Annotated in this window: 11 protein-coding genes and 1 riboswitch; of the genes, 10 read left to right on the forward strand and 1 reads right to left on the reverse strand. The window is 73.8% G+C overall.

Annotated features, from left to right (window positions below; genetic code table 11):
* Positions 1-8 precede the first annotated feature (8 nt).
* Positions 9-509, forward strand: coding sequence for an anthrone oxygenase family protein (locus C229_RS0116630; RefSeq protein ID WP_018656215.1), 501 nt, complete (start codon positions 9-11; stop codon positions 507-509).
* Here C229_RS0116630 and thiC read toward each other — a convergent pair.
* The gene (gene thiC, locus C229_RS0116635; RefSeq protein WP_018656216.1) at positions 506-2,242 is read right to left on the reverse strand and encodes a phosphomethylpyrimidine synthase ThiC; all 1,737 of its coding nucleotides are present in this window, start codon (positions 2,240-2,242) and stop codon (positions 506-508) included. The two genes, C229_RS0116630 and thiC, sit on opposite strands and share 4 nt — an antisense overlap.
* Positions 2,238-2,351, reverse strand: a riboswitch (TPP riboswitch). (Overlaps the previous gene by 5 nt.)
* 258 nt (positions 2,352-2,609) lie before the next feature.
* Between thiC and clsA the strand changes: the two genes are divergently transcribed.
* The 9 genes from clsA to C229_RS0116680 all read left to right on the forward strand — a co-directional run bounded on the left by clsA (position 2,610) and on the right by C229_RS0116680 (position 10,893).
* Complete coding sequence (clsA, locus tag C229_RS0116640; protein WP_018656217.1) at positions 2,610-3,344, forward strand: cardiolipin synthase ClsA; 735 nt, start codon at positions 2,610-2,612, stop codon at positions 3,342-3,344.
* Positions 3,341-5,839 (forward strand): mannose-1-phosphate guanyltransferase, encoded by a 2,499-nt coding sequence (locus C229_RS0116645; protein ID WP_018656218.1) that lies wholly within the window; start codon positions 3,341-3,343, stop codon positions 5,837-5,839. The genes clsA and C229_RS0116645 overlap by 4 nt, the downstream gene beginning before the upstream one ends.
* Before the next feature lie 35 nt (positions 5,840-5,874).
* Positions 5,875-6,741, forward strand: coding sequence for a DUF881 domain-containing protein (locus C229_RS0116650; protein ID WP_018656219.1), 867 nt, complete (start codon positions 5,875-5,877; stop codon positions 6,739-6,741).
* Positions 6,738-7,070 carry a small basic family protein gene (locus C229_RS0116655; protein ID WP_018656220.1) on the forward strand — a complete coding sequence of 111 codons (333 nt, stop codon included), beginning with the start codon at positions 6,738-6,740 and terminating at the stop codon, positions 7,068-7,070. The genes C229_RS0116650 and C229_RS0116655 overlap by 4 nt, the downstream gene beginning before the upstream one ends.
* Positions 7,067-7,780, forward strand: a complete 714-nt coding sequence (locus C229_RS30910; RefSeq protein ID WP_018656221.1) for a DUF881 domain-containing protein — start codon at positions 7,067-7,069, stop codon at positions 7,778-7,780. Before C229_RS0116655 ends, C229_RS30910 begins: the two co-directional genes overlap by 4 nt.
* A gap of 322 nt (positions 7,781-8,102) precedes the next feature.
* Entirely contained in the window at positions 8,103-8,639 is a 537-nt protein-coding gene (locus C229_RS0116665; protein WP_018656222.1) for an FHA domain-containing protein, read from the forward strand.
* Between the two features lie 73 nt (positions 8,640-8,712).
* Positions 8,713-9,453: a transcriptional regulator FtsR gene (ftsR, locus tag C229_RS0116670; RefSeq protein ID WP_018656223.1), complete on the forward strand. Its 741-nt coding sequence runs from the start codon at positions 8,713-8,715 to the stop codon at positions 9,451-9,453.
* 143 nt (positions 9,454-9,596) lie between these two features.
* Positions 9,597-10,067 (forward strand): bifunctional nuclease family protein, encoded by a 471-nt coding sequence (locus C229_RS0116675; protein WP_018656224.1) that lies wholly within the window; start codon positions 9,597-9,599, stop codon positions 10,065-10,067.
* 232 nt (positions 10,068-10,299) lie between these two features.
* A complete protein-coding gene (locus C229_RS0116680) occupies positions 10,300-10,893 on the forward strand; it encodes a MerR family transcriptional regulator (protein WP_018656225.1) in 594 nt (197 codons plus the stop codon).
* Positions 10,894-10,901: the final 8 nt, after the last annotated feature.

The raw sequence follows: 10,901 nt of genomic DNA on the forward strand, positions 1-10,901 counted from the left end.
AACTTCTCGTGCGCACCTTCCTGGCGGCCGTTCCGGCCGCCCTCTCCTTCCTGACGGCCGCCGGGATGACGGGCACCTTCTTCGGCTTCTCCGTCGGCGTCATGCCCGGCCTGAACGCCACACCGGGCGCCGTCGCCATCGCGGCCATGCAGGGCATGAACCAGCGCATCCAGAACCCGGTGTTCCTGCTGGCGTTCCTGTTCGCGCCCGTCGCGGCGATCGCCGCCGGGATCGTCCTGCTGACGCTGGACCGGCGCGCCGCCGCGCTGCTGTTCTTCGCGGCGGCGGCCGTCTACGTCGTTGGCGCGCTCGTGCCGACGATGGCGGTCAACGTCCCGATGAACGACGCCCTGGACGCGCTGACGATCCCGGCCGACGCGGCCGAGGCCGCCCGCGCCTGGAACGACTACGCCGGACGCTGGACGGCCTGGAACCACGTGCGCGGCGCCGCGAGCGCCGGTTCGGTCCTGCTGCTCGCGGCGGGCGCCTACCTGTGGGGCCGGGGCTAGTCGCCCGGCACCAGCGGCAGGTTCAGCCTCCCGCCCGCGGCGCGGAACTCGGCGGCCTTCTCCGCCAGTCCCGCGCCGAGGGCGTCCCCGGCGTCCAGGCCGCGTTCCTCGGCGTACCGCCGCACGTCCCGGGTGATCTTCATCGAGCAGAAGTGCGGGCCGCACATGGAGCAGAAGTGCGCCGTCTTGGCCGGGGCCGCCGGAAGCGTCTCGTCGTGGAAGGCCCGCGCGGTGTCGGGGTCCAGCGAGAGGTTGAACTGGTCCTCCCAGCGGAAGTCGAACCGCGCCCGCGACAGCGCGTCGTCCCACGCCCGCGCCCCCGGATGGCCCTTGGCCAGGTCCGCCGCGTGCGCGGCGATCTTGTAGGCGATGACACCGGCCTTCACGTCGTCGCGGTCGGGCAGCCCCAGGTGCTCCTTCGGCGTGACGTAGCAGAGCATCGCCGTGCCGTACCAGCCGATCATCGCGGCGCCGATCGCCGAGGTGATGTGGTCGTAGCCGGGCGCGATGTCGGTGGTCAGCGGGCCGAGCGTGTAGAACGGCGCGTCGTCGCACCACTCCCGCTGGAGGTCGACGTTCTCCTTGATCTTGTCCATCGGGACGTGGCCGGGGCCCTCGTTCATCACCTGGTTGTCGTACTCGGCCGCGATCCGCGTCAGCTCGCCCTGCGTGCGCAGCTCGGCGAACTGCGCCTCGTCGTTGGCGTCGGCGATCGACCCCGGGCGCAGCCCGTCGCCCAGCGACCAGGTGACGTCGTAGGCGGCGAAGATCTCGCACAGTTCGCGGAAGTGCGTGTACAGGAAGTTCTCCTGATGGTGCGCCAGGCACCACGCCGCCATGATCGACCCGCCGCGCGAGACGATGCCGGTCGTGCGGCGCGCCGTCAGCGGCACGTACGCCAGCAGGACGCCCGCGTGGACCGTCATGTAGTCCACGCCCTGCTCGGCCTGCTCGATCACCGTGTCGCGGAAGACCTCCCAGGTCAGCGCCGCCGGGTCGCCGCCGACCTTCTCCAGCGCCTGGTACAGCGGGACCGTCCCGATCGGCACCGGCGCGTTGCGCAGGATCCACTCGCGCGTGGTGTGGATGTCGCGGCCGGTGGACAGGTCCATCACGGTGTCGGCGCCCCACCGCGTCGCCCACGTCATCTTGGCGACCTCATCCTCGATGGAGGACGTCACCGCCGACGTGCCGATGTTCGCGTTGATCTTCACCAGGAAGTTCCGCCCGATGATCATCGGTTCGATCTCGGGATGGTTGACGTTGGCGGGCAGCACCGCCCGCCCCGCCGCGATCTCCGCCCGCACGAACTCGGGCTCCACGCCCTCGCGCAGCGCCACGAACTCCATCTCCGGCGTGATCTCCCCGCGCCGCGCGTACGCGCGCTGCGTCACCGCGCCGCCGGTGGCGCGACGCGGCCGCCGCTCGGGGAACTCCGCCCGGTCCAGGGCCGGGGCGCCCGCGCGGCGCCCGTCGTCCTCGGGCCGCGCGGCGCGGCCCTCGTAACCGGCGGTGTCGCCGCGCGCGGCGATCCACTCCGCCCGCAGCGCGGGCAGGCCCCGCCGCACGTCGATCGCCTGGTCCGGGTCGGTGTACGGCCCGGACGTGTCGTACAGCACCACGGCGCCGCCGTCGGTCAGCGGCACCTCCCGCATCGGGACCCGCAGGCCGGGCCGGTCGCCCGTCAGGTAGGTCTTGCGGGCATGCGTCAGCACACTGTTCACGTCGGTCATGACGACTCGATCTCTCCCTACGCCGGCATTACCCGGTCAGGTTCGAGCGGTCAGCGGCCGTCTCAGCCGCAGTCTCAGCCCGGTTCGCCGGGCCCCCGCGATCTGCCGTGCACGACGGTAACCCGGCGCACCGGGCTTGCCGCAACCCGGGACACGGAGGTATGACGCGCGGGGCAGGGGCGGGTGACGTTCTGTCGGAGCCGTCCGCGAAGATGACACCGGCGGCGCCGGGAGCGGGCCGGACGGTCCGGACGTTGGGGGAGAAGTACCCCATCGAGTGTCACAGGTGCCGTCACGGGGCTTTCGGATCCGCACCGGTAGGGTCAGGATCATAGGGGACGGGTAGCGAAGGGGAGCGAGCCGGAAGGTGAGTGCCAAGGTCGACGGGGACCGCGACGCGCGAGGCGGATCGGACGACGAGCCGCCGTCGCGGGTGCTGACCGTCCCCAACCTGCTGAGCTTCGCGCGGCTGCTCGGCGTGCCGCTGTTCCTCTGGCTGATCCTCACCGAGCAGGACGCCGCCGCGCTCGTCGTGCTCGTCGTGGCCGGCCTGTCGGACTGGCTGGACGGCAAGCTCGCCCGCGCCCTGAACCAGACGAGCCGCCTCGGCATCGTGCTCGACCCCGCCGCCGACCGGCTTTACATCCTCGCCACGCTCATCGGCCTGACGGTCCGCGACATCGTGCCGCCGTGGCTGATCGTGCTGCTGGTGGCGCGCGAGGTCTCCATCTTCCCCATCTGGCCGATCATGCGGCGGCTCGGCTACGCGGGCACGCTGCCCGTGCACTTCGTCGGCAAGGCCGCCACGATGTGCCTGCTCTACGCGTTCCCGCTGCTGCTCCTCGGCGACTACGACGGCCCGGTCGCCACCGGCGCCAAGGTCGTCGGCTGGTCCTTCGCCATCTGGGGCACGGCCCTGTACTGGTGGGGCGCGCTGCTGTACTGGGAGCAGACCCGCCGCCTGCTCGTCGCCGCCCGCCGGGCCCGCACCGCGCCGCCCGCCGTCGGCGAGCCCGGCGCGCCCCCCGAACCCGATCCCGATCCCGATCCGCGCCGGGACATCCCGCCCGGCGACCAGAAGGGAGCGCAGACACCCCGATGAAGGCCGTCGTGATGGCGGGCGGTGAGGGGACGCGGTTGCGTCCGATGACCGCCAACCAGCCGAAACCCCTGCTCCCCGTCGTCAACCGGCCGATCATGGAACACGTGCTGCGCCTGCTCAAACGGCACGGCTTCGACGAGACCGTCGTCACCGTCCAGTTCCTCGCCGCGCTCATCCGCAACTACTTCGGCGACGGCGAGGAACTCGGCATGACGCTGAGCTACGCCACCGAGGAGGTGCCGCTCGGCACCGCGGGCAGCGTCAAGAACGCGCAGGAGGCGCTGCGCGACGACCGCTTCCTGGTCATCTCCGGCGACGCGCTCACCGACATCGACCTCACCGACATGGTGCGGTTCCACCGCGAGAACGGCGCCCTGGTCACCATCGGGCTCAAGCGCGTCCCCAACCCGCTCGAATTCGGCATCATCATCGTCGACGAGCAGGGGCGCATCCAGCGCTTCCTGGAGAAGCCCACCTGGGGCCAGGTGTTCTCCGACACCGTCAACACCGGCATCTACGTGATGGAGCCCGAGGTCCTCGACCACGTGGCCGACGGCGAGTCCGTCGACTGGTCCGGCGACGTGTTCCCCAAGCTGCTCGCCGCCGGTGCGCCGCTGTACGGGTACGTGGCCGACTGCTACTGGGAGGACGTCGGCACCCACGAGAGCTACCTCAAGGCCCAGGCCGACATGCTGTCGGGCCTGGTCGACGTCCAGATCGACGGGTTCGAGGTGTCGCCCGGCGTCTGGGTGGCCGAGGGCGCCGAGGTCGACGCCGAGGCCGTCCTGAAGGGCCCGCTGTACGTCGGTGACTACGCCAAGGTCGAGGCGGGCGTCGAGCTGCGCGAGTTCACCGTGCTCGGCAGCAACGTCGTCGTCAAGGAGGGCGCGTTCCTGCACCGCGCCGTCGTCCACGACAACGTGTTCGTCGGGCCGTCCACGAACCTGCGCGGCGCCGTCATCGGCAAGAACACCGACCTGATGTCCGGCGCCCGCGTCGAGGAGGGCGCGGTCATCGGCGACGAGTGCGTCATCGAGGCCGAGGCATACGTGTCCAACGACGTCAAGGTCTACCCGTTCAAGACGATCGAGGCCGGCGCCGTCGTCAACACCAGCGTCATCTGGGAGTCGCGCGGGCAGCGCAACCTGTTCGGCCCGCGCGGCGTCTCCGGCCTGGTCAACGTCGAGATCACCCCCGAACTCGCGGTGCGGCTGGCCAGCGCCTACGCCACCACGCTGCGCAAGGGCACCACGGTCGTCACCGGCCGCGACGCCTCCCGCGCCGCCCGCACCCTCAAACGCGCCGTCATCGCCGCGCTCACCGCCAGCGCGATCAACGTCCGCGACCTGGAGGCGTGCCCGCTGCCCACCGCCCGGTTCCAGACCGGCCGCGAGGAGGGCGCGGGCGGCGTCTACATCCGCACCACCCTGGGCGACCCGCAGGGCGTCGACATCCTCTTCCTGGACGACCGGGGCGCCGACCTGTCCCAGGGCGCCCAGCGCAAGCTGGAGCGCGTCTACGGCCGCCAGGAGTACCGCCGCGCGTTCCCCGGCGAGATCGCGGAGCTGAGCTACCCCGCCCGCACGATGGAGACCTACGCCCGCGAGGTGCTGCGGCAGATCGACATGACGGGCGTCCGCGAGGCCGGGCTGAAGATCGTGCTCGACTGCGCGGGCGGCGCCGCCTCGCTCGTCCTGCCGACGCTGCTCGGCAAGGTCGGCGTGGACGTCCTCACCCGCAACAACGCCCTCGACGAGGCCAACCCCACCGAGACCCTGGCCGAGCGGATGCGCGACCTGCAACGGCTCGGGGAGCTGGTGTCGTCGTCGCGCGCCGCGTTCGGCGTCCGGTTCGACCCGGTGGGGGAGCGGATCTCGCTCGTCGACGAGAACGGCGCGCTGATCAGCGACGACCGGGCGCTGCTCGTCCTGCTCGACCTGGTCGCCGCCGAGCGGCGCGGCGGCAGCGTCGCCCTCCCGGTCACCACCACCCGCGTCGCCGAGCAGGTCTGCCGCTTCCACGGCGTCCAGGTCGAGTGGACCTCCACCTCCCAGGACGTGCTGACCCGCGCCGCCGCCCGGCCCGATGTGATCTTCGCCGGGGACGGGCGCGGCGGGTTCCTCATCCCCGAGTTCAGCACCGCCGTGGACGGCATCGCCGCGTTCGTCCGGCTCGTCGGCCTCGTCGCCCGCACCCGGCTCACCCTCTCCCAGATCGACCGCCGCATCCCCGAGGCGCACCTGCTGCGCCGCTCGGTCCCGACCCCGTGGGCCGCCAAGGGCGGGGTGATGCGGCACGTCGTGGAGGCCGCCGCCGGACGCGAGATCGACACCACCGACGGCGTCCGCGTCGTCGCCGAGGACGGCCGCTGGGTGCTCGTCCTGCCCGACCCGTCCGAGCCCGTCACGCACCTGTGGGCCGAGGGCCCCGACGCCGACGCCGCCCAGGAGCTGATCACCGAGTGGGCCGCCGTGGTCGAACGCGCGGTGAGCTGAGCCGCGCGTTTGGCGCGGGTTGGCATGATGAGCCGGTGAAACGGGAGGAACGGCACGAGACGCGAGGGGCGGCGCGGCCCGACGCGTCCATGTCGCTGCTCGCCGAGCTGTTCTCCGCCCGCGCCGCCGACCCCGGCTACGCCGACGCCGCCGCCCGCCGCGCCGCGCGCGGCGAACCGCCCGGCACCCGGGGGCGCGGCGCGGGCGTGCTGCTCGTCGTCGCGCTCGTCGGCGTGCTGCTGGCCGTAGCGGGCGCCGAGGCGCGCCGCCGCGAACCCGTCGCCGCGCAGGAACGTGCCCGTCTGGTCAAGGAGATCCGCGCCCGCACGGCCGAGTCCGACGCGCTGCGCCGCCGCGCCGACGCCGCCCGCGCCGAGGCCGAGCGGCTGCGCGCCGCCGCGCTCGCCGGAACCGACGCCGGGCACCGCGCCCGCCGCGCGCTGTCGGCCGCCCAGGCCGCCGCGGCGGCGGCCCCGGCGCGCGGCGCCGCGCTGGTCGTCACCGTGGACGACGCCCCGCACGGGGCCGGGGACGGCGGCGGCCGGGTCTACGATCAGGACCTCCAGGTGCTCGTCAACGACCTGTGGGGGGCCGGCGCGACCGCGATCGGCGTCAACGGGCTGCGGCTCACCGCCACCTCGGCGATCCGGGGCGCCGGTGAGGCCGTCCTGGTCGACTACCGGCCGCTGACGCGGCCGTACACGGTGACCGCGCTCGGTGACCCCGAGCGGCTGTCGGCCGCGCTGGCGGGCTCGGCGGCCGACCGGCGGCTCGCCGCGCTGCGCGACCGCTACCGGCTCCGGTACGAGCGCCGCGTCCGGTCCGACGCGCGGCTGCCCGCCGGGACCGTTCCTGAACCGCGCCACGCCCGGCCGGTGGAAGAGGGGGAGAGAGGCCGATGATCGTCCTGCTCGGCCTGCTGGCCGGCATCGCCCTCGGGCTGCTGCTGGACCCCGCGGTCCCGCTGTGGCTCCAGCCCTACCTGCCGATCGCGATCGTCGCCGCGCTGGACGCGGTCTTCGGCGGCGTCCGCGCCCGGCTGGAGGGCGTGTTCGACGAGAAGGTGTTCGTCGTCTCGTTCCTGTCCAACGCCGTCATCGCCGCGCTGATCGTCTTCCTCGGGGACCAGCTCGGCGTCGGCTCCCAGCTCTCCACCGGCGTCGTCGTCGTGCTCGGCATCCGGATCTTCTCCAACGCGGCCGCCATCCGCCGCCGGGTGTTCGGCGCATGAGCGAGCCGGAGCGGACGCGGCCGGAGGACCTGCGCGGGTGGCGCGTCCTGGCCGACATGCTGCGGCCCCGCTCGACGCCCGGGCAGTGGGTGGGGGCGCTGCTGTGCGTCGTGCTCGGCTTCGCCGTCGTCGCGCAGGTCCGGTCCACCGACCGGGACTCCACGTTCGCCACGGCCCGCCAGGACGAGCTGGTCGGCATCCTGTCCGACCTGGGGCAGCGGTCTGAGCGGCTGCGCGGCGACCTGCGCGAGCTGGAACGCACCCGCGAGGAACTGGTCCGCGACGGCGAGGGCGCCGCCGCGGTGGAGGAGGCGCGGCGCCGCGCCACCGTCTACGGCCTGCTCGCCGGGACGCTGCCCGCCGAGGGGCCCGGCGTCGAGCTGGTCGCGGCCGACCCGGCCGGGCGGCTGCGCGCCGTCCACCTGCTGGACGCGCTGGAGGAACTGCGCGACGCGGGCGCCGAGGTGGTGCAGATCGGTGACGTGCGCGCCGGGGTCGGCACGCACTTCGTGGACGCCGCGGGCGGCATCGCCGCCGACGGGCGGCTGCTCAGCGCGCCCTACCGGTTCCTGGCCATCGGCGACCCGCACACGCTGACCACGGCGCTGAACATCCCGGGCGGCGTCGTGCGGACGCTCCAGGGCTCGGGCGCCACGGTCGCGCTCTCCCAGCGCGCGAAGGTGACCGTCCGCGCGGTACGGTCGGGGTGAGGGGTGCTGACGGATCGGGCCGAACGGGGCTGACCGCCCGGTCATCACAGGCTGCGCGACCGTGACCGCACGGGCGTTCCGCGCGGCGGCGTGGACCTGCGATCATTGACGGCGGTAGCTTGGGGGCGGCCGGCGTGACCGTTCCGGTTGACCCCTCGGGTACTACCCGCGTAAGTTGCGGCAACCGCCTGCGGCCCCGGCCGCGGGCAGGCCGTTCGGGGGCGGGTCCCCGGCGTGGGTTGGTTGAGTGGATGCGCGCGTTGCGGGCGGCCCCGGAAGGGGCGGTGCGCGGCGCGCCGATGGTAGGAGGCCGAGCCGATCTATGCCGAGCGTCTACTGCACGCAGTGCGGTCACGCCAACCCGGATGATGCCCGCTTCTGCTCCAACTGCGGCACTCCGCTGACCCGGAGCGGCCAGCCTCCGCTGCCGCCCCGCGAGTCCCCCGGCGAGTCCACCTCCACGATCACCATCGGCAACCTGGACGCCTACGAGGCCGACCAGGGCGACGCCGAGCCCGCCGGCCCCGACCAGGTCGCCGCCGAGTCGCTGCCGCCCGGCACCGCGCTGCTCGTCGTCCGGCGCGGCCCCAACGCGGGCAGCCGGTTCCTGCTCGACAAGGAGCGCACCTCCGCCGGACGGCACCCCGAGAGCGACATCTTCCTGGACGACGTCACCGTCTCCCGGCGGCACGCCGAGTTCGGCCGCCAGGGCGGCCGGTTCTCCGTCCGCGACGTCGGCAGCCTCAACGGGCTGTACGTCAACCGGCAGCGGATCGACCAGGCGGGGCTGTCCAGCGGCGACGAGGTCCAGATCGGGAAGTTCCGGCTGGTGTTCCTGACCAACCCGCAGCACGGCTGACCCGGCGCCCCCGCTCGGCGGTCCCGTCCGGACGGGCACACCGCGAGCGGGGGCGAGCACCGAACGGAGGTCCATGAACGCGCAACCGGCGCCCCGCCCGGACGCCGCCCCGATGACCATCGGGGACGTCCTGGCGCTGCTCCGGGCCGACTTCCCGGACGTCACCGTCTCCAAGATCCGGTTCCTGGAGGCCGAGGGCCTGGTCGAGCCCGAGCGCACGCCCGCGGGGTACCGCAAGTTCTCCGCCGCCGACGTGGCGCGGCTGCGGTTCGTCCTCACCGCCCAGCGCGACCGGTACCTGCCGCTGCGCGTCATCCGCGAGCAGTTGCGCGCGCAGGACCGGGGCGAGACCGCCCCGGCGGGCGACGACGGGAGCCCCGCCGTCCCGGCGCCGCGTCCGCGCACGCTCGTCGCGGCGGACGCCCGGACGCCCGAGGGGGCGCCGCCCGTCCGCCTCACCCGCCGCCAGCTCCTGGCGGGCGCCGGCATCGACGCCGGGCTCCTCACCGAGATGGAGGAGTACGGGCTCGTCCGCGCCACCGGCAACCGCTACGACGGCGAGGCGCTCACGATCGCCCGCACCGTCGCCGCGCTCGGCGAGCACGGGCTCGGCGTCCGGCACCTGCGCGCCGCCAAGGCCGCCGCCGACCGGCAGGTCGCGCTCGTCGAGCAGACGGTCGCGCCCCGGCTGCGCCGCCGCGCCCCCGGCGCCCACGCGGAGGCCGCCGACGCCGCCCGCGCCGTCGCCGAGCTGTCGGTGCGGCTGCACGCCGCCCTGGTCACGGCCGGTCTCGCCGAGATCCTGGACTCCTGACGCCGCCCGGCTCCGCCCGTTTCATCCGGTACGGCCCGGAGCCATCGAATCCGTCGGGGTGTACGTTGGTTCGAGGGGCCGCGCGTACGCGGCGGCTCCCGCGCACGGCCGACCGCGATGTCCAGGACCAGCAGGGAGCCGCAGTGAAGCAGATGGAGGTCGTCGGCGTACGGGTCGAGATGCCCTCCAACCAGCCGATCGTCCTGCTCAGGGAGACGGGTGGGGAACGCTACCTGCCGATCTGGATCGGGGCCGTCGAGGCGACCGCGATCGCCTTCGCCCAGCAGGGCGTGCTGCCCGCCCGGCCGCTCACCCACGACCTCTTCCGCGACGTCGTGGAGGCGCTCGGTGTCCAGCTCCGGACGGTGAACATCACCGCCCTGCGCGACGGCATCTTCTTCGCCGACCTCGTCTTCTCCAACGGCGTCGAGGTCAGCGCCCGCCCGTCCGACTCCATCGCCCTGGCGCTGCGCACCGGGGCCACCATCTTCGCCAGCGAGGACGTGCTGGAGGAGGCGGGCGTCGCCATCCCCGACGAGCAGGAGGACGAGGTGGAGAAGTTCCGCGAGTTCCTCGACACGATCTCCCCGGAGGACTTCGGCCGCGCGGGCTGAGCCGCCCGGGCGGGACCGTTTTCCCCCGGTGGGGAGCGGGGTAGGAGTCGGGAGGACGCCGCCGGTGCGCGGTTTGCCCACGTGAAGCCGGTTCATCCGGGCATGCGACGCGCCGACGACGAACGTTGACCACACTCTGACCGGCACCTACCGTGCTGGTGGAACACCCGTGGCCTCCTCCGCCAAACCCCCTTGACGGAACGCCGCGGGCTGATAGAAGCCGGAGGTCCGCGTGGCGGTGAGCAGCGGCGAGGGCAAGGCGACCCCCGACAGGCGCAGGGCGTCCGAGCACGCCGGTGAGCAGGGCCTGCTCTTCGACGCGCAGGTGTCGGCGCCGCCCGAGGACGTCGGCTATCGCGGTCCCACGGCATGTGCGGCGGCGGGGATCACCTACCGCCAGCTCGACTACTGGGCCCGCACCGGGCTGGTCACGCCGAGCGTGCGCGCCGCGCACGGCTCGGGCAGCCAGCGGCTGTACGGGTTCCGCGACATCCTGGTGCTGAAGGTCGTCAAACGCCTCCTCGACACCGGCGTCTCGCTCCAGCAGATCCGCACCGCCGTCACGCACCTGCGCGACCGCGGCGTGCGCGACCTGGCGCAGATCACGCTGATGAGCGACGGCGTCAGCGTCTACGAGTGCACCTCGGCCGACGAGGTCGTCGATCTGCTCCAGGGCGGCCAGGGCGTGTTCGGCATCGCGCTCGGCCGCGTCTGGCAGGAGGTCGAGGGCACGCTGGCCGAACTTCCGGGGGAGTCCGCCGTGGGCGACGAGGACGGCGGCCACGACGAACTGGCCTCCCGCCGCCGCGCCCGCCGGACCGGCTAGCCGCGCCG

Source organism: Actinomadura flavalba DSM 45200 (genome assembly GCF_000374305.1).
In the GTDB taxonomy this organism is placed as follows: domain Bacteria; phylum Actinomycetota; class Actinomycetes; order Streptosporangiales; family Streptosporangiaceae; genus Spirillospora; species Spirillospora flavalba.